The sequence below is a fragment of the Sinorhizobium garamanticum genome, from assembly GCF_029892065.1.
GTDB lineage: Bacteria > Pseudomonadota > Alphaproteobacteria > Rhizobiales > Rhizobiaceae > Sinorhizobium > Sinorhizobium garamanticum.
Window position 1 is genome coordinate 2,332,717 of the sequence record NZ_CP120373.1, and the last position, 17,335, is coordinate 2,350,051.

The following is a 17,335-nucleotide window of genomic DNA, read 5'->3' on the forward strand; positions in this document are numbered from 1 at the left end:
GTTCCCGTCAGTTGGTTGCCGGTTGCGCAGATTTGACCGGGTTGATGCGGTCGCCGTCGCGGACATAGGCGCCGGCTTTTGCAACAGCCTGTTCTCCTGCCTTGAGGCCGGAAAGGATTTCGACGAACTGTCCATCCTGGATACCGGTTACCACCGGCACCAGCCGCACCACGCCGTCTTCGACCTTGCGGACGATTGCCTTGCCGTCTTCGGCTGTAACGGCCGTTTGCGGCAAAACAACCGTTTGCTTTTGTTCGACGGTGATGACCGCGCTCGCATACATGCCGGCGCGAGCCTTGGACGTGTCGCTGAGAGCAATGTCGACTGCGCCAAGCCGCGTCTGAGGGTCCACGGTCGGCGCGATCAGCCGGATTTTGCCCTCGATCGTGGTGCTGCTTCCGGCGAGCCTGACCGACGCCGGCTGTCCGACCGCAAGTTTGATGAGGTCGGCCTCGGCGACATCCGCCTTCATCTCGATCGCACCGTCGCGGATGATAGCAAAGAGCGGCTCACCGCTGCCGCTGGCGATGGCGCCGATCTTGGCGTTTTTGGCGGAGATCACGCCGCTGACGGGGGCCTTCACAGCGGTACGCGCAAGACGCAGGTCGATGTCATCGATCTGTGCCTGCACCACGTTGATGTCTGCCGTAGCGACACTCATCGATTGCTCGGCCGAGTGAACGCGGGCGCGGGCGGCAGCGGCGAGCGCCTTCAAGCGGTCCGCCTCGGCAGTCGACACCGTGCCATTCTCAGACAGCCGCACGGCACGATCGGCAACGCGTGTCGCCTCTTCCGAATTGGCGGTCATTTCGGCAAGCTGGGCGCGCAGTTGGGCGAGCGACGCCTCTGCCTTGGCGAGGTTGGCTTCGAGCTGGCTCCTCTGCAACAGCAGCGCGTCGTCGTTGAGCACGACCAGGGTGCTGCCTTCTTCGACCCTGTCGCCGACATCGACGTTCAAAGATCGGATGGAAAGGCCGTCGACCAGCGGCGAAACATAGGTTTCCTCGACCGCCTCGATGGAGCCGGTGGCGATGACGCGGTCACTGATCGATTGCTCTACGGCTTCGGTAACGACGATGGAGGGGAGCGCCTGCGATTGTTGCGGCTTGGCGGCCTCTTCGGCGAAGGCGCTGGAAAATGCGCACAGTGTCATTGCCGCGCAGGCGCCGAAAAGAGGTAGAAGCTTCTGAGCCATCGGCCTGTTTTCCTAAAAATGAAATACCGGACATCGCGCCTTGAGCGACGAAGGTCTGGCTTAAATCACGCTATTCTCTTGTGTTCCCTGCACCGCCGACGGTTCGCCAGGCCCACGGGACATGGTCACAAACTTAAATTTCTCCCAATGCAGGCGGTTTCAAACCGAATACATCGAGTCCAGGAAAAAGTTCCCTAAAGGGCAAAGCTTAAGAAAACGATTTCCTCCCTGCGCCCGCCTCAACCAAAACGCTTTGGCCTATGTAATCGTCGCGCCAAATGCTTACAAGGCCACTGAAGCGATGGTGCCTCAAGATTTCTATTCCCGTATAGCTCGCAATGCAATATGGCGAGTACGCGAAGGATGCAACTTCGGCGCGACTTTTTGACGTTACTGGATATTTCCCTAAATCTTAGCCGATTTAAGGACAGAAACATCCAGTAATTCCAAAAAAATCCAATAATTCAAAGCGCTACAGCGACCGTTGTGCGTCTAATCCTTCGGCTGATCTTGGGCCGGGCGGCTTGAACAAAAAAGAGCGCGCGGCGGGGCCGCACGCTCCAGTTTCCATCGGTTTCCGCGTGTTTACTTGAGCGCTTCGTCCGTTACTTCGTGCGTCCAGGCGCCTTCCGGCTCCTTGGAGATGACCGGGTCGGAGCCGCCGGCGAGCAGCGACTGGACGGTGCGCTTGAAGTCGGCCTCGTCGAGGGCGCCGTTGGAGCCTGCAGTCAGCTTGGCGATTTCGCCCATCATGCGCTTCTGATGCTTTTCCGTCTGGGCACCGGTGGAATCGTTCTCAAGGACGATGTCGGCAGCCTCGTCCGGGTTCTCCTCGGCATATTTCCAGCCCTTCATCGAGGCGCGGACGAACTTCACCATCTTCTCCTTGAAGGCCGGGTCCTTCAGCTTGTCCTCGAGCACGTAGAGACCGTCTTCGAGAGTGGCGACGCCCTGGTCCTCGTACTTGAAGGTGACGAGGTCTTCCGGCTTGATGCCGGCGTCGATCACCTGCCAATACTCGTTATAGGTCATCGTGGAGATGCAGGCGGCCTGCTTCTGGATCAGGGGATCGACGTTGAAGCCCTGCTTCAAGACGGTCACACCTTCCGGACCGCCGTCCGTCGGGATCTTCAACTGCGACATCCAGGAGAGGAACGGATATTCGTTGCCGAAGAACCAGACGCCGAGCGTCTTGCCCTTGAAGTCGTCAGGGCTCGTCACGCCGGATTCCTTGAGACAGGTCAGCATCATGCCGGACTGCTTGAACGGCTGGGCGATGTTGACGAGCGGAACGCCCTTTTCGCGCGTGGCAAGAGCGGATGGCATCCAGTCGACGATGACGTCGGCTCCGCCGCCGGCGATCACCTGTGCCGGCGCGATATCTGGGCCGCCGGGCTTGATATCGACGTCGAGGCCCTCTTCCTCGTAGAAGCCTTTGTCCTTGGCCACGTAGTAGCCGGCAAACTGGGCCTGGGTGACCCACTTCAGTTGCAGCGTAACCTTCTCGGCGGCATTGGCATGGAAGGCGGCAAGCGAAAAGACGCCTGCAGCAAGCAGAGACGCAATTTTCTTATTCATGTCTGTTCCCTCTTATTGTTGGTTCATTCTCATTGTCGCTTCGTTTTAAAGCGCGTCGCATTCAATAGAGGCCCGACGACACGCTTTAAGTCTTTGTTTGCATGCATGTCGTTGTCCCGAAACCGCTGCACACTTTCGGGCGACATGCATTAGGCCCGTCCACTGCGGATGGACGGATGCCAGAAGGTGACGGCCCGCTCGGCGAGCGCGACCACCCCGTAGAAGGCGGAGCCAGCCACCGCCGCAACGGCGATCTCGGCCCAAACCATGTCGACGTTCATGCGGCCCACTTCTGTGGAGATCCGGAAGCCCATGCCGACAATGGGCGTCCCGAAGAATTCGGCCACGATGGCGCCGATCAGCGCCAGCGTGGAGTTAATCTTGAGCGCGTTGAAAATGAAAGGCCAGGCGGCCGGCAAGCGCAGCTTGACGAGCGTCTGCCACCATGTGGCCGCGTAGGTGCGCATCAGGTCGCGCTCCATGTGGCTGGCCGCCGCCAAACCGGAAACCGTGTTCACCAGCATCGGGAAGAAAGTCATGATGACGACGACGGCAACCTTCGACTGCCAGTCGAAGCCGAACCACATGACCATGATCGGCGCGACGCCGATGACGGGCAGGGCGGAGACGAAGTTGCCGAAAGGCAGCAGGCCTTTCTGCAGGAAAGGAGAGCGATCGATCAGGATCGCCACGGCGAAGCCGAGGCCGCAGCCGAGCGCATAGCCGATCAGCACGGCCTTGAGAAAGGTCTGCCGGAAATCGGCCGCCAGCGTCGGCAGTGAGTTGATGAGGCGCTGCCAGATCATCGAGGGCGCCGGGAGCAGCACCGACGGAATGCCGAAGCCGCGGACAATGCCCTCCCAAAGCACGAGAATGGTGATGCCGAAGAGGAGGGGAACGGCAAAACGCGCGGCGTTGGCGGCCGTTGGGTGCGCAAAGTGCTGGCGCACGAGCCATTCGTTTAAGACCCAGGCAGCGAGCCAGAAGAGCACGGCTCCGGCGAGAACGGGAAGATTCATGCCTTGGCTCCCATGCGCTTGAGAACGGCGGTGTGCGCCAGGCCGACGATCATGACGAGGACGGCGGCGAGCGCTGCGGCCATAAACAGAGCCGCCCAGATCTGTACCGTCTGACCGTAATACGACCCGGCGAGCAGGCGGGCGCCAAGCCCGGCCACAGCCCCTGTCGGCAACTCTCCGACGATCGCGCCGACAAGCGAGATGGCGACGGCGACTTTCAGCGAGGTGAAGAGGTAGGGCATGGAGGATGGCCAGCGCAGCTTCCAGAAGGTCTGCGCCGATGAGGCATTATAGGTGTGCATCAGGTCGAGCTGGATCGTTTCCGGGCTGCGCAGCCCCTTCACCATGCCGACGACGACCGGGAAGAACGAGAGGTACGTCGAGATCAGCGCCTTCGGCAGCAGGCCGGCAATGCCGATCGCGTTCAGAACGACGATGATCATCGGCGCGATCGCAAGGATTGGGATGGTCTGGCTGGCGATCACCCACGGCATCAAGGACCTGTCCATCGCACGGTTGTGAACGATGCCGACGGCGAGAAGGACGCCGAGCGCGGCGCCGATGCCGAAGCCGAGCAGCGTCGCGGACAGCGTGATCCAGGCGTGATAGATGAGGCTCCGCTTCGACGTGATCGCCTTGTTGACGGTCGTATCCCAGATTTCGGCCACGACCTGATGAGGCGCGGGCAGGACGGGCCGCTCCTGCACCATCGTGTTCCGGACGATTTCGGAGAAGCCGATTTCGGTTCTGGCGCGCGCGGCCGTATCGCGCTCGAAGGGCGCGTTGAGGTAAATGGCGGCCACATACCAGACGGCGATCAATAGCAAGACGACGGTGCTGATCGGCAGCAGCTTGTCCTTGAGAAAGCTTTGGTCGCGCATGGTCAGGCCCTTCCGCTCGTCGGCAGCAGCATCAGCCCCATCGCGGCGATTCCGAGCAGCACGCCCGCCATCTGCGTCGTGCTCAGTTTCTCGCCGAAGAGTGTGAAGGCAATGAGGTTGACGAGCACCAACTGCACAACGGCCGACAGCGAAATGGCGAGCCCCAGGCCTCCCTCGCGCATGAGCTTCACCATGATCAGGTTGCCGATCACATAGAGCCCAAGAGCGAGCAGCAGCACGGGAATGCTGTTGCTGGAAACGTAGGCGCGCGATGCGGTCGCGCCGCCAAGGAAAATGAAAGTGGCAAGGAGAAGCCACAGAACGTAGGCGGGGTTCATGAGCGCTCACCTCCGGCGGCATGCCAGCGGTAGAGTATGTCGGGCAAACCTTCCTCGTTCTCGCCGTCCGTTCTCCCCACTGCGACGAAGCCTTCGCGCTCATAGAAGCGATGTGCGTCCGCGTTACGCTCGAAAGTCCACAGGTTGAGCTCGTCCGGTGCGCGTTTCTTTGCCTCGCGCAGCAGCCGGGCGCCGACACCGCCCCTTCGATGGCGTTCATCAACGTAGAGCGCCGTGACGTAGGCCTCCGGTGATTGGGCGAGAAAGCCAACGACTTCACCCTCGCGGTCTGCAACGATGATCGCGCGGTCCGCGAAGACAGTTTCCCGGTAATGCCGCTCCACGTCGGTTGCAGCATGCACCCTCGGCATCCAAGCCGTAGCATCGATCCAGCGGTTGAGAATACCGGCACATGCCGTCATATCCGCGATGACTGCGTCCCGGCACGTGATGTTGGCGGAACAGCTACTCATCATAGCTATGCCCCGCTCTCAAACCCTCGCGGACGCGGTGGGCGATTTCCAGGAACTCGGGCGTCTCACGGATGCCGAGCGGCCGCTCCCGCGGGAGAGTGGATTCGATGATGTCGGTCACGCGGCCCGGGCGCGGGCTCATGACGACGATCTTGGTCGAGAGGTAGACCGCCTCCGGAATCGAATGGGTGACGAAACAGATCGTCTTGTTGGTGCGCGCCCAGAGCTTCAGAAGCTGCTCGTTCAGGTGATCGCGGACGATCTCGTCGAGGGCGCCGAACGGTTCGTCCATCAGCAGCAGATCGGCGTCGAAGGCAAGCGCGCGGGCGATCGAGGCGCGCTGCTGCATGCCGCCGGAAAGCTGCCAGGGATATTTCTTGCCGAAGCCCGAGAGGTTGACGAGTTCGAGCGTGCGCTCGATCCGTGCTCTCCGCTCATCCTTCGAATAGCCCATGATTTCGAGCGGCAGGGCGATGTTTTTTTCGATCGTGCGCCAGGGGTAAAGTGCCGCCGCCTGGAAAACATAGCCGTAGGCGCGATGCCGGCGGGCTTGTTCCGGCGTCATGCCGTTGACCGTGATGGCGCCGGAGGTCGGTTTCTCGAGGTCGGCGATGACCCGCAGGAATGTCGTCTTGCCGCATCCGGACGGGCCGATGAAGGAAACGAAATCGCCCTTGACCACATCGAGGTTCACGCCCGTCAGCGCATTGACCGGCCCGTCACTGGTCTGGAACGTGAGGCCGAGATCCCGAGCCGAGACCACGGAGGCAGAATTGGATGTCATGGGCGGATTCTCATTGTGGCTTGTCTGTGGCAGACTGCTATCCGAACCTGCAACATGCAATGCCGCCGATGTCGTCTGTTGCGGTTTTTTCAGCGAATTCTGGAGAGCGTTCATGTCTCGATCATCCAATTCTGGCTGTCGCGTGGTTCGTCCGGGTGACACCTATGCCGGCAAGCAAGGGCTCACCTATTTCGAGGGGATCGCCGCGGAAACGGTCGGCTCGAAGGGCATTTGCATGCATCTCCTGACGATCCCGCCTGGCGCGCGTGCCAAGGCGCATCTGCATGAAAGCCATGAGACCGCGATCTACATTCTTGCCGGCGAGGCCCATACCTGGTTCGGCGACCGGCTCGAAGAACATGTGATCGTCAAGGCGGGCGAGATGTTCTACATCCCGGCCGGCGTGCCGCACCTGCCCGCCAATCTCTCCGACAAACCCTGCTCGGCAGTGATCGCCCGGACAGATCCGAAGGAACAGGAAAGCGTCGTGCTGCTGCCCGAACTCGATGCGTTGGTACCGGCCTAGCGCTCCGAAAAGCGACCTTGCCCGAGAAATGTATGACGGATGCGGCATATGGAGTGCGTCAAACCCCGCTTGCCGGGATGCCGGTGCGCTGTACGGCCCGCGGCGCCGTCACTTCCTTCCATGTGGTCAAGGCCGTGCTGACAGCGGGGAAGGGATCGCGCTTGACGAATTCTCCGTGGCCTTCCTGCGTCTTCACCGTGCCTTCCTCAATCGAAACGACACCGCGGCTGAGCGTGAAGCGAGGTAGTCCCGTCACGGTCTTGCCCTCGAAGACGTTGTAGTCGATCGACGATTGCTGGGTCTTGGACGAGATCGTCTTCGAGCGCTTCGGATCCCAGACGACTAGGTCGGCATCGCTACCCACCAGGATCGCGCCCTTCTTCGGATAGATGTTGAGGATCTTGGCGATGTTGGTCGAGGTGACCGCGACGAATTCGTTCATGGTGATGCGACCGGTGGCGACGCCGTGGGTCCACAGCATCGGCATCCGGTCTTCGAGACCACCGGTGCCGTTCGGGATCTTGGTGAAATCACCGACGCCGAAGCGTTTCTGCGCCGTCGTGAAGGCGCAATGGTCTGTCGCCACCACCTGAAGCGAGCCTGAGGCAAGCCCGGCCCAGAGGCTGTCCTGATGCTGCTTGTTACGGAAGGGCGGTGACATCACCCGACGTGCCGCGTGGTCCCAATCCTTGTTGAAATATTCGCTTTCATCGAGCGTCAGGTGCTGGATCAGCGGCTCGCCGAAGACGCGCATGCCCTTGGCGCGGGCGCGCCGGATCGCCTCGTGCGCCTGCTCGCAGGAGGTGTGGACGATGTAGACCGGACAGCCGGCCATGTCGGCGATCATGATCGCGCGGTTGGTTGCCTCGCCTTCGACTTCGGCCGGCCGAGAATAGGCGTGGGCCTCGGGGCCGTTGTTGCCTTCGGCGAGCAGCTTCGCCTGCAACTGAGCTACGACGTCGCCGTTTTCGGCGTGGACAAGCGGCAGGGCACCAAGCCCGGCGCAGCGCTGGAACGAGGAGAACATCTCGTCGTCATCCACCATCAGTGCGCCCTTATAGGCCATGAAGTGCTTGAAGGTGTTGATGCCCTTGTCCTTGACGATCGTCTCCATCTCGTTGAAGACCTGCTCACCCCACCAGGTGATCGCCATGTGGAAGGAATAGTCGCAATTGGCGCGTGTCGACTTGTTGTCCCACATGGTGAGCGCTTCCAAGAGCGACTGACCGGGCGAGGGGAGCGCGAAATCGACGACCATGGTCGTGCCGCCTGCGAGTGCCGCACGTGTGCCGCTTTCGAAATCGTCCGAGGAATAGGTGCCCATGAAGGGCATTTCGAGGTGGGTGTGCGGGTCGATGCCGCCGGGCATGACAAAGCAGCCGGTCGCATCCAGCGTCTCGGTGCCGGAGAGGTTCGGACCGATCTCGACGATCTTGCCGCCCTCGACCTTGACGTCGGCCTTGTAGGTGAGGTCAGCCGTGACGATGGTTCCACCCTTGATCACAGTGCTCATTGCTCGTGTTCCCTTGCGATTGTGTTTCGGCCGCCTGAAGCGCCAAGAAAAAGGGCGGAACCGTCGTCCCGCCCACACTGTCACTTTACGATTTCGGCCGTTTCGATCACGGCGCGGAAGAGGACATCGGCCCCCGCGGAGGCCCACTCCTTGGAGATGTCTTCCGCCTCGTTGTGGCTGAGGCCGCCGACGCAGGGGCACATGATCATCGTGGTCGGCGCGACCTTCGCGGCCCAGCAGGCATCATGGCCGGCGCCCGAGATGAGATTCATGTGGCTGTAGCCGAGCTTCTCCGCGGCGCCGCGCACTGTCGCGACCAGTTTAGGATCGAAGGTCACGGGATCGAAATGGCCGACCGCCTCGATCGAACAGCCGACACCCAGCGCCTCAGCGATCTTCGGCGCTTTGGCCTCGATCCGCGCGCGCATGCCGTCGAGCTTGGCCTGGTCGGGCGAACGGATGTCGATCGTGAAGACGACCTTGCCCGGCAGCACATTGCGCGAATTGGGTGAGAAGAACACCTGACCGACGCCGCCGACCGCGCCCGGCTGGTTTTCCATGGCAACATTCTGGACCATTTCCAAGATCCGCGCCATGGCGAGGCCGGCATTGAGGCGCATATTCATCGGCGTCGATCCGGTGTGCGCCTCCCGGCCCGTGAGCGTGACTTCCAGCCACCACAGGCCCTGACAGTGCGTGACGACGCCGATCTGCTTGTTCTCGGCCTCAAGGATCGGTCCCTGTTCGATGTGATATTCGAAATAGGCGTGCATCTTGCGCGCGCCAACTTCCTCGTTGCCGAGCCAGCCGATGCGCTTCAGTTCGTCGCCGAAAGTCTTGCCCTCGGGATCCTTGCGGGCATAGGCGTAATCAAGTGTGAGAGCGCCGGCAAAGACGCCGGAGGCGATCATCGCAGGGGCGAAACGCGCACCCTCTTCATTGGTCCAGTTCGTCACCACGATCGGATGCTTGGTGCGGATGCCGAGATCGTTCATCGTGCGGACGACCTCGAGCCCACTTAGTACGCCGAGCACGCCGTCGAATTTGCCGCCGGTCGGCTGCGTGTCGAGATGGGAGCCGATATGCACGGGCAGGGCGTCTGGATCGGTGCCGGGGCGCGTGAAAAACATGGTCCCCATCTTGTCGACGCCCATGGTAAGGCCCGCCGCCTCGCACCAGGACTGGAAAAGCCGACGAGCCTCGCCGTCTTCGTCCGTCAATGTCTGGCGATTGTTGCCACCGGCGACGCCGGGGCCGATCTTTGCCATATCCATCAACGAATCCCACAGGCGGTCAGCGTTGACGCGCATGTTCTCGCCAGGTGCTGCCATGGCGTCCTCCTCGTTTTTCGGTTTGCCCCTTGCGGCGCAGCCCTCATGTTCCCGCCGGTCAAATCTAGGCTTTGTTTTTTGGTGCCTTTCGATCAGCCGTTGCCTTTGTCGGCAAACTGGCTGATAATTTGACCGGTTGGTAAACATTACAACTTCCGTGGCGGCACTCAAGCCGGAAAAACAAAAAATCGGAGTTGTTGCCCAAAAAGATGGCGCGTCCGAATTTTGGGCAATTCGAGGTGCTGCAACGATTTTGTGCGTCTGCGCGCGAGTGTCGTTGTGCGCAAGCAGCGGGCAGGGGGCAAGATGGTACTTCCAAGAGCGGCCAAGACCCAGAGGCGTACACGCATCCAGGAGGAGAAGGAGGAGCAGATCCTCGAGGCGGCGCTGGAGGTCTTTTCTGCCCATGGCTTTCGCGGCTCGACCATCGATCAGATCGCCGAAGTGGCGGGCATGTCGAAGCCGAATCTGCTCTATTATTTCCGCACCAAGGAGGCGATGCATCGCGCGCTGATCGACCGCGTGCTCGACACCTGGCTCGATCCGCTCCGCGAGTTCAACGCCGAGGGAAACCCGGTCGCCGAAATCCGCAGCTACATCCGGCGGAAGCTGGAAATGGCGCGCGATTTCCCGCGTGAAAGCCGGCTGTTCGCCAATGAGGTGCTGCAGGGCGCGCCGCACATAGAGGACGAGTTGAAAGGCCCGCTGAAGGAGCTCGTCGACGAGAAGGCCGAGGTCATCCGCGCATGGGCAAAGGCCGGCAAGATCGCCAAGTGCGATCCCTATCACCTGATCTTCGCAATCTGGTCGACGACGCAACACTACGCCGACTTCGATGTGCAGGTCCGTGCCGTGCTCGGCCAGGAGAATGCCGGCGACGGGCGCTTCGAGGATGCCGCACGCTTTCTTGAGCGACTGTTCGTCGACGGCCTGCAGGTCCGCGAGCAACCGTCGTCGGATTACACTGAGGAGGCATAAGTCCTCTCGATCGAACCCTGAGGGGCGGTTAACTCGGCGCCGGCAGCACTTCGGAAAGCTGCGTGGCGCTGCCGAGGATCCAGGTCTCAAGCGTCGCCTGCCGGCCGCGCAGGCCAATGTCGAGGCGTATGTTGCCTTCGAGGTTGAGGCCGGCGCGACGGACGAGTTCGACCGAAACCGCGAGTTCGGCATCATGCTCCTTCGCCAGCCCTTCGAGTCGACTCGCGATGTTGATCGTATCGCCGACCGCCGTCAGCGAGGTCGCCCGGCCATAGCCCATCTCGCCGATGATCGCCGGGCCTGCGTGCAGGCCGATCGCCAGTCGCAGCGGTTGTTCAAGTTCGCCGTAGAATGTCTGATTGAGAGCCTGGATTCCCTTGGACAAACGGACTGCGGCCGACAGTGACTGAAGGCATGCTTCCTGGAACGGGGTCTTCAGCCCGAAGATCGCGAGTGCACCGTCGCCGATGAACTTGTCGATCACGCCGCCCGAGCTTTCGACCGCTTCGCCGACCATCTCGAAGTAGCGGTTGAGCAGGAACACCGTATCGAAAGGCAGTCTGTGTTCGGCGATGCGGGTGAAATCACGCAGATCGCAGAAGAGCACGGCGATCCGGCGCTCGCGGCCCTCGCCGTCCTGCTGGGCGAGTTGCTTCTTTATCCCCAGGCTGTCGGTATCGAGAATGGGGACCACGGTGACGCTGTGAACCGGCCGGAACTGGCAGGCAAGCCGCACATTTTCCGGCGCGCCGATCCGGGTCAACGTCGCCCGTTCGGCGGCCTCCGGTCCCGGTTGACCCTCCAGGCCCTGGATCACGCGGACCCGGCAGGTCGAGCAGCGGCCACGTCCGCCGCAGACCGAGACATGGGGAACACCGGCGGCGCGGCTTGCCTCCAGCACGCTGAAACCAAGGCCGACGGACGCGACACGGCCGTCGGGATAACGGACGCGGATGCGCCCGCGCTTCGGCAGCGCGCGAAGGGCGAAAGTACCGGCGATCAGGCCACCGAAACCGGCGTAGAGAGCCAAGCGGATATTTTCCATGAGCGTCGCATCGACCCGCGGTTTCTGACTGACGTAAGCCGTGTCGCCATAGCCGCCATGTTCCGTATAGACGCGCTCAAGCGATCGCGCCCCATTGACGAAACCGAGCAGCGCGAAGATCGGGACGAGCAGCGCAACCGTGTAGAGCAGGATCTCATAACGCGGAAACCAAGCTCGACCGCGCATCCAGAACCAGGCGCCGAGACATCCATGGCCCCAGGCGAGGAGAAGCGCCGCCGTTTGCCGGGTGGTGTTGATGGAACTCGACCAGAGCGTTCGGAGGATTTCGGGATAAGTCGCTTCGATCCCGGAGAAGATCGGTTCCACCCGGGCGGCGACCACATGCGCCATCAACATAAACGGCAAGATGAGACCGAAGACGATTTTGAACGCCTCGCGGGCGGGCATTCTGAGCGTCTGCCGCCGGTAGAGGCTGTCGAGCGCTATCATGAAATGCAGGAGCAATGCGCCGTAGAGCAGTATTGTCCCGGGTACGCTGTGCCAAAGGAGATTGAACGTCCGCCTGCCGGCTTCCATGGCGTCGATGGAGATCAGGCCGAGGGAATGATTGAAGAAATGGCAGAGGATGAATGTGCCGAGCACCGCCCCCGAGACCAGATGTGTCTTCTTGCGTGCGCTGGTGGAAAAAATCGTCAAGCACTCTGCCCGGTATTTGCCGGCTCTGGCCGGCCATTGCTGATGCGGTTCTTATTAACCAGATCGCGGATACCGACAACTTACGTTTTCGACACAAACTGTTTCGTTTTCGTGACTTGTGCCGTGTCATTGGCGTTCGACCGGCTCCAGATCCTATTCCATGATGCGGGGTAGCCGCTCCGCGAGTTTATCGATCACCACCCGGAGTTTTGGCAGCATAAGCTGTGTTTGCGGCCAGACCGCGTAAGCCCTGAAGATTAGACCGGGTCGATCCGTAAGCACCCGCACGAGTTGGCCGCGCTGCACGCGGTCGCGCACCAGCCAGCATGGCAGCCAGGCAAGGCCGAGGCCATCGGCAGCGGCATCGGCGATCGCGGCAAGATCGTCCAGCCGCAAACGAGTCTTCGGCGTCACGTCTTCGGTCGTATTCCCCTTGACTGGAAAGGACCACGGGCGCTGGTGTCCGCTCCGCGCGTAGACAACGGCATCATGCATGGCGAGGTCACCGAGGCTTGTCGGTGTGCCGTGTGCTTCGAGATAGGCGGGCGCCGCGCAGACCGTCATGCGCTGATCGGCGATCGCGCGTGCCATGAGGCCCGGGTCAGTGCCCGCGGAACCGTTGCGGATGGCGAGATCGAAACCCTCGTCGAGGAGATCGACAACGCGGTCGTTGAAGGAAAGATCGAACTCCAGACGCGGATGCGCACGAAGCAGGTCGTGCAGTAGCGGTGCCACGCATTGGCGGCCGAAGAGGACAGGCATCGAAATACGCAGCCGGCCGCGAATTTCCTGCTTGCCGGATTCAAGTACAGCCTCAGCGTTCCGGACTTCGTCAAGCGCCTTCAGGCAGCTCCGGTAGAAGAGCTGGCCCTCGTCCGTCAAGCTCTGCGTCCGGGTGGTGCGATGAAAGAGACGCACGCCGAGCCGCTGCTCGAGCCGTGCCACCGTCTTGCCGACGGCGGAGCGGGAAAGGTTCAGCCGCTCAGCGGCGGCCGAGAAACCGCCGGCATCGGCGACCTCCACAAATACGGAAATACCGTTCAGCCTTTCCACGCGATTGTATCCATCTGAGAACCAATAATGGGAAATCTTATCGCGACTGGCGATGTGAATTCAACACTATGCTCGTCCCATCACTCTTCACGTGAAAGGAATGATCATGACGAAATGGATGAGGGAATGGAGCATCGACGCGATCGGCCCGCAAAATCTCAAGATCGCCGAACGTCCTGTGCCGGATATCGGTGACCGTGATGTGCTCGTCCGGACGACGGCCGTGTCGCTCAATTATCGCGACAAGCTGATGCTTGAAACCGCCATGGGACTGGATCTTGACTTCCCTTTCGTGCCGGCCTCCGACATGAGTGGGGTTGTTGAAAACGTGGGTAAAGGCGTGACGCGCTTCAGGCCCGGCGGCCGCGTCATCTCGACCTTCCACCCCGGCTGGCTCGACGGCTTGCGGCCGGGAAGCGGCAGGGCGCCTTCCTACGCGACGCTTGGCGGCGTGCATCCGGGCGTCATGTCGGAATATGTCGCGTTCCCTGAAGACTGGTTCGTCGCCGCGCCGAAGAGCCTCGATGCAGCCGAGGCGAGCACGCTCCCATGCGCCGGCCTCACCGCCTGGTTCGCGCTGATGGAGAAGGGCCGTCTCAGACCCGGCGATCGCGTCGTCGTCCAGGGAACGGGTGGCGTCGCCCTCTTCGGACTGCAGATCGCCAAGGCGAACGGCGCGGAGGTGATCGTCACGTCGGGGAGCCAGGAAAAGCTCGCCCGGGCGCTGGCACTTGGCGCCGACCACGGCATCAATCGCAAATCGGAGGATTGGGTCGAGCGGGTCTATGAACTGACCGCAGATCATGGCGCGGACCACATTCTGGAAATCGCCGGCGGCGCTGGCCTTGGTCAGTCGTTGAGAGCCGTTGCGGCGGATGGGCGCATTTCCGTGATCGGCGTGTTGGAAGGCTTTGAAATTTCAGGGCCGGCGGCGCCGCTGCTTTTGAAATCCCCGGTGCTACAGGGCATCAGCGTGGGACATCGCCGGGCGCTCGAAGATTTCGTCGGCGCGGTCGACCGCATAGGACTGAAGCCGGTCATCGACAAGCGATACACGTTCGCCGAATTCCGTGAAGCGTTCGCGCATCTCGATCGCGGTTCTTTCGGCAAGGTGGTGATAGAGTTCTGACGCCGTACTCAAGCAGAGGGCCGCCGGTGACCTCCAGCGGCCTTCCCCGTCGCATCGACCTTCCCCTACTCGGCAGCCTGGCGGGCCATCGGGTTGTTGGGATGCGTCGTCCAGTTGGCGTATTTCGGATCGACCGGCTTGCCCGTGCGTTTGTCGAGAGTGCCGGCCGCGAGCGGTTCCATCGTGATGCAGTTCTCGACCGGACAGACGTTGACGCAGAGATTGCAGCCGACGCATTCCTCCTCGATCACCTCGAAATGGCGCACGCCGTTGACGAACTGGGTGATCGCCTGGTGCGAGGTATCCTCGCAGGCGATGTGACAGCGGCCGCATTTGATGCAGGCGTCCTGATCGATCTTGGCTTTGGCGACGTAGTTGAGGTTTAGGTACTGCCAATCGGTGACATTCGGCACGGCGCGGCCGCAGATGTCGTCGAGCGACCTGTGGCCTTTGGCGTCCATCCAGTCGGAAAGACCGGAGATCATTTCCTGGACAATCTTGAAGCCGTAGGTCATCGCTGCCGTGCAGACCTGGACGTTGCCAGCGCCAAGGGCCAGGAATTCGGCCGCGTCGCGCCATGTGGTGATGCCGCCGATGCCGGAGATCGGCAGTCCGTGGGTTTCCGGATCGCGGGCGATCTCGGCGACCATGTTGAGCGCGATCGGCTTCACCGCCGGGCCGCAATAGCCGCCATGGCTGCCGCGGCCGTCGATCGAGGGCTCCGGCGAGAAGGTGTCGAGATTGACCGCAGTGATCGAGTTGATCGTGTTGATCAGCGATACCGCGTCGGTGCCGCCGGCCTTGGCGGCGCGGGCGGGCTTGCGGATATCGGTGATGTTCGGCGTCAGCTTGGTGATCACCGGCATGCGCGTGTACTGTTTGCACCAGCGCACGACCATCTCGATATATTCCGGAACCTGGCCGACCGCCGAGCCCATGCCGCGCTCGGACATGCCGTGCGGACAGCCGAAGTTGAGTTCGATGCCGTCGGCGCCGGTTTCCTCGACCAGTGGCAGGATCGCTTTCCAGGCGTCCTCCTCACAAGGCACCATGATCGAGGCGATCAGCGCCCGATCGGGCCAGTTCATCTTCACCTGCTTCATCTCGCGCAGGTTCACGTAAAGGTCGCGGTCGGTGATGAGCTCGATGTTGTTCAGGCCGAGCAGGCGCCGGTCGGCGCCCCAGATCGCGCCGTAGCGCGGCCCGTTGACGTTGACTACGGGCGGTCCTTCCTCGCCGAGCGTCTTCCAGACGACGCCGCCCCAGCCGGCTTTGAAGGCGCGCTCGACGTTATAGGCCTTGTCCGTCGGCGGCGCCGAAGCGAGCCAGAACGGGTTCGGGGATTTGATGCCGACAAAATTGTTGCGAAGATCAGCCATTGTTTCGTCCTCTCGATCCTGTTCCGCTCTTCACGCGACGGCGCTCGCCAGCGGCTGAGCCGCGGCGAAAGCCCGGTTGATCGATTCGGCGGCGTCACGCCCCCTGGCGACGGCGGAAACGGTCAGGTCCTCGCCACCGAGGACGCAGTCGCCGCCCGCCCAGACCTTGGCGAGCGAGGTGCGGCCCTCGGCATCGGTGACGATGCGCCCGCTCTCCATTTGCAAGGGGCCGAGGCCTGATGCCTCGAAGGTCTGGCCGATAGCCTTGAAGATCTGGTCGGCTGCGATGATACCCGTTTCGCCAGTTGTCGTCAGCTTGCCGTCGTCGAGCGTCGTGTAGTCGAGCTCGATGCCGGCGACCCGGCCGTCCTTCAGCGCGATGCGCTTCGGCTGCAGCCAGTGGCGAATGGTGACACCCTTTGAGGTTGCCAGATCCTGCTCGAACTCGGAGGCATTCATGTGTTCCTTGCCGCGGCGGTAGCAGATCGTCACTTCCTCGGCGCCGAGCAGCTTCGCCTGAACGGCCGCGTCGATTGCGGTCATGCCGCCGCCGAGCACGACAACCCGCCGGCCGACCGGGATATCGGCCTTGGTCTTCGATTGGCGGAGGGCTGCGATGAAGTCGACGGCGTCCTGGACTCCCTCCGCATTCTCGCCTTCGATCCTGAGCGCGTTGACGCCGGCAAGGCCGAGGCCGAGGAAGACGGCGTCATATTGCTCCGCCAGGTCGGCAAGCGAAAAGTCGCGGCCGAGCGCCTGACCGTGGCGCACCTCGATGCCGCCGATCGAAAGGACGTAATCGACTTCCTTCTGGGCGAAATCGTCGACCGTCTTGTAGGTAGCGATGCCGTATTCATTGAGGCCGCCGGATTTTTCGCGTGCGTCGTAGACCACGACATCGTGGCCCTTGACCGCGAGCCGATGAGCGCAGGCAAGACCCGCTGGCCCGGCACCGACGACCGCCACTTTGCGGCCGGACGAGGCGGCCCGCGTGTAAAACTGTTTGTTCTCCTTCATCGCGGTATCGGTCGCGTAACGCTGCAGCCTGCCGATCTCGACCGGTCGCTCCTCGGCGGTGTTGCGCACGCAGGCCTGCTCGCAGAGCGTTTCGGTGGGACAGACGCGGGCGCACATGCCGCCGAGAATGTTCTGGTCGAAAATCGTCTTTGCCGAGCCGATCGGATTACCTGTGGCAATCTGCCGGATGAACATCGGGATGTCGATCGAGGTGGGACAGGCCGTCATGCACGGCGCATCGTGACAGAAGTAGCAGCGGTCGGAAGCGACCAAGGCCTCGTGTTTGTCGAGCGGCGGATGAAGGTCGGAGAAATTGGTTTCGTATTCCTTGAGCGGCAGCCGGCCGCCAAGGATCCCAGATTGCGTCGTTCCCATTTTTGGCTCCCAATGTTTTCTCAGGATGACAGAACGGTAACACGCTTTATTTTTTTATCAAACG

Annotated in this window: 16 protein-coding genes; 3 read left to right on the forward strand and 13 right to left on the reverse strand. The window is 61.9% G+C overall.

Annotation, left to right across the window (positions count from 1 at the left end; all coding sequences use genetic code 11):
* Positions 1–7: 7 nt before the first annotated feature.
* From PZN02_RS10820 to PZN02_RS10850, 7 genes are all read right to left on the reverse strand, one after another.
* Positions 8–1,195: an efflux RND transporter periplasmic adaptor subunit gene (locus PZN02_RS10820; protein WP_280658005.1), complete on the reverse strand. Its 1,188-nt coding sequence runs from the start codon at positions 1,193–1,195 to the stop codon at positions 8–10.
* A gap of 585 nt (positions 1,196–1,780) precedes the next feature.
* A complete protein-coding gene (locus tag PZN02_RS10825) occupies positions 1,781–2,773 on the reverse strand; it encodes an ABC transporter substrate-binding protein (protein ID WP_280658006.1) in 993 nt (330 codons plus the stop codon).
* A gap of 149 nt (positions 2,774–2,922) precedes the next feature.
* Entirely contained in the window at positions 2,923–3,792 is an 870-nt protein-coding gene (locus PZN02_RS10830) for an ABC transporter permease (protein ID WP_280658007.1), read from the reverse strand.
* Positions 3,789–4,673, reverse strand: a complete 885-nt coding sequence (locus PZN02_RS10835) for an ABC transporter permease (RefSeq protein ID WP_280658008.1) — start codon at positions 4,671–4,673, stop codon at positions 3,789–3,791. Before PZN02_RS10835 ends, PZN02_RS10830 begins: the two co-directional genes overlap by 4 nt.
* A 2-nt stretch (positions 4,674–4,675) precedes the next feature.
* On the reverse strand, positions 4,676–5,011 hold the full coding sequence (locus tag PZN02_RS10840) for a hypothetical protein (RefSeq protein WP_225170323.1): 336 nt from the start codon (positions 5,009–5,011) through the stop codon (positions 4,676–4,678).
* Complete coding sequence (locus tag PZN02_RS10845; RefSeq protein WP_280658009.1) at positions 5,008–5,487, reverse strand: GNAT family N-acetyltransferase; 480 nt, start codon at positions 5,485–5,487, stop codon at positions 5,008–5,010. The genes PZN02_RS10840 and PZN02_RS10845 overlap by 4 nt, the downstream gene beginning before the upstream one ends.
* Positions 5,477–6,268, reverse strand: a complete 792-nt coding sequence (locus PZN02_RS10850) for an ABC transporter ATP-binding protein (protein WP_280658010.1) — start codon at positions 6,266–6,268, stop codon at positions 5,477–5,479. Before PZN02_RS10850 ends, PZN02_RS10845 begins: the two co-directional genes overlap by 11 nt.
* A 112-nt stretch (positions 6,269–6,380) precedes the next feature.
* Here PZN02_RS10850 and PZN02_RS10855 point away from each other — a divergent pair, with 112 nt between their 5' ends.
* Complete coding sequence (locus PZN02_RS10855; RefSeq protein WP_280658011.1) at positions 6,381–6,794, forward strand: cupin domain-containing protein; 414 nt, start codon at positions 6,381–6,383, stop codon at positions 6,792–6,794.
* Positions 6,795–6,852: 58 nt separating this feature from the next.
* On the opposite strand, the gene hydA is transcribed toward PZN02_RS10855, so the two are convergent.
* Together hydA and PZN02_RS10865 are read right to left on the reverse strand one after the other, a co-directional pair.
* On the reverse strand, positions 6,853–8,307 hold the full coding sequence (gene hydA, locus PZN02_RS10860) for a dihydropyrimidinase (RefSeq protein WP_280658012.1): 1,455 nt from the start codon (positions 8,305–8,307) through the stop codon (positions 6,853–6,855).
* An 80-nt stretch (positions 8,308–8,387) separates the two neighbouring features.
* A complete protein-coding gene (locus PZN02_RS10865) occupies positions 8,388–9,638 on the reverse strand; it encodes a Zn-dependent hydrolase (RefSeq protein ID WP_280658013.1) in 1,251 nt (416 codons plus the stop codon).
* Between the two features lie 306 nt (positions 9,639–9,944).
* On the opposite strand from PZN02_RS10865, the gene rutR reads away from it, so the two are divergent.
* Positions 9,945–10,616 (forward strand): HTH-type transcriptional regulator RutR, encoded by a 672-nt coding sequence (rutR, locus tag PZN02_RS10870; protein WP_280658014.1) that lies wholly within the window; start codon positions 9,945–9,947, stop codon positions 10,614–10,616.
* 28 nt (positions 10,617–10,644) lie between these two features.
* Here rutR and PZN02_RS10875 read toward each other — a convergent pair whose 3' ends face one another.
* Both PZN02_RS10875 and PZN02_RS10880 read right to left on the reverse strand, forming a co-directional pair.
* Positions 10,645–12,318, reverse strand: coding sequence for an adenylate/guanylate cyclase domain-containing protein (locus PZN02_RS10875; RefSeq protein WP_280658015.1), 1,674 nt, complete (start codon positions 12,316–12,318; stop codon positions 10,645–10,647).
* Positions 12,319–12,471: 153 nt separating this feature from the next.
* Positions 12,472–13,371, reverse strand: a complete 900-nt coding sequence (locus PZN02_RS10880) for a LysR family transcriptional regulator (protein WP_280658016.1) — start codon at positions 13,369–13,371, stop codon at positions 12,472–12,474.
* A gap of 106 nt (positions 13,372–13,477) precedes the next feature.
* On the opposite strand from PZN02_RS10880, the gene PZN02_RS10885 reads away from it, so the two are divergent.
* The gene (locus PZN02_RS10885) at positions 13,478–14,500 is read left to right on the forward strand and encodes a zinc-dependent alcohol dehydrogenase family protein (RefSeq protein WP_280658017.1); all 1,023 of its coding nucleotides are present in this window, start codon (positions 13,478–13,480) and stop codon (positions 14,498–14,500) included.
* Between the two features lie 65 nt (positions 14,501–14,565).
* Here PZN02_RS10885 and preA read toward each other — a convergent pair whose 3' ends face one another.
* Both preA and PZN02_RS10895 read right to left on the reverse strand, forming a co-directional pair.
* Positions 14,566–15,879, reverse strand: a complete 1,314-nt coding sequence (preA, locus tag PZN02_RS10890) for an NAD-dependent dihydropyrimidine dehydrogenase subunit PreA (RefSeq protein ID WP_280658018.1) — start codon at positions 15,877–15,879, stop codon at positions 14,566–14,568.
* A 30-nt stretch (positions 15,880–15,909) separates the two neighbouring features.
* A complete protein-coding gene (locus PZN02_RS10895; protein ID WP_280658019.1) occupies positions 15,910–17,271 on the reverse strand; it encodes an NAD(P)-dependent oxidoreductase in 1,362 nt (453 codons plus the stop codon).
* Between the last annotated feature and the right edge of the window lie 64 nt (positions 17,272–17,335).

Coding starts and splice junctions, on each gene's coding strand:
- PZN02_RS10835 (WP_280658008.1), bottom strand. CDS start 4,673: ATGCGCGACCAAAGCTTTCTCAAGGACAAGCTGCTGCCGATCAGCACC.
- PZN02_RS10825 (WP_280658006.1), bottom strand. CDS start 2,773: ATGAATAAGAAAATTGCGTCTCTGCTTGCTGCAGGCGTCTTTTCGCTT.
- PZN02_RS10840 (WP_225170323.1), bottom strand. CDS start 5,011: ATGAACCCCGCCTACGTTCTGTGGCTTCTCCTTGCCACTTTCATTTTC.
- PZN02_RS10830 (WP_280658007.1), bottom strand. CDS start 3,792: ATGAATCTTCCCGTTCTCGCCGGAGCCGTGCTCTTCTGGCTCGCTGCC.
- PZN02_RS10850 (WP_280658010.1), bottom strand. CDS start 6,268: ATGACATCCAATTCTGCCTCCGTGGTCTCGGCTCGGGATCTCGGCCTC.
- PZN02_RS10885 (WP_280658017.1), top strand. CDS start 13,478: ATGACGAAATGGATGAGGGAATGGAGCATCGACGCGATCGGCCCGCAA.
- PZN02_RS10845 (WP_280658009.1), bottom strand. CDS start 5,487: ATGATGAGTAGCTGTTCCGCCAACATCACGTGCCGGGACGCAGTCATC.
- PZN02_RS10865 (WP_280658013.1), bottom strand. CDS start 9,638: ATGGCAGCACCTGGCGAGAACATGCGCGTCAACGCTGACCGCCTGTGG.
- PZN02_RS10855 (WP_280658011.1), top strand. CDS start 6,381: ATGTCTCGATCATCCAATTCTGGCTGTCGCGTGGTTCGTCCGGGTGAC.
- PZN02_RS10820 (WP_280658005.1), bottom strand. CDS start 1,195: ATGGCTCAGAAGCTTCTACCTCTTTTCGGCGCCTGCGCGGCAATGACA.
- rutR (WP_280658014.1), top strand. CDS start 9,945: ATGGTACTTCCAAGAGCGGCCAAGACCCAGAGGCGTACACGCATCCAG.
- hydA (WP_280658012.1), bottom strand. CDS start 8,307: ATGAGCACTGTGATCAAGGGTGGAACCATCGTCACGGCTGACCTCACC.
- preA (WP_280658018.1), bottom strand. CDS start 15,879: ATGGCTGATCTTCGCAACAATTTTGTCGGCATCAAATCCCCGAACCCG.
- PZN02_RS10895 (WP_280658019.1), bottom strand. CDS start 17,271: ATGGGAACGACGCAATCTGGGATCCTTGGCGGCCGGCTGCCGCTCAAG.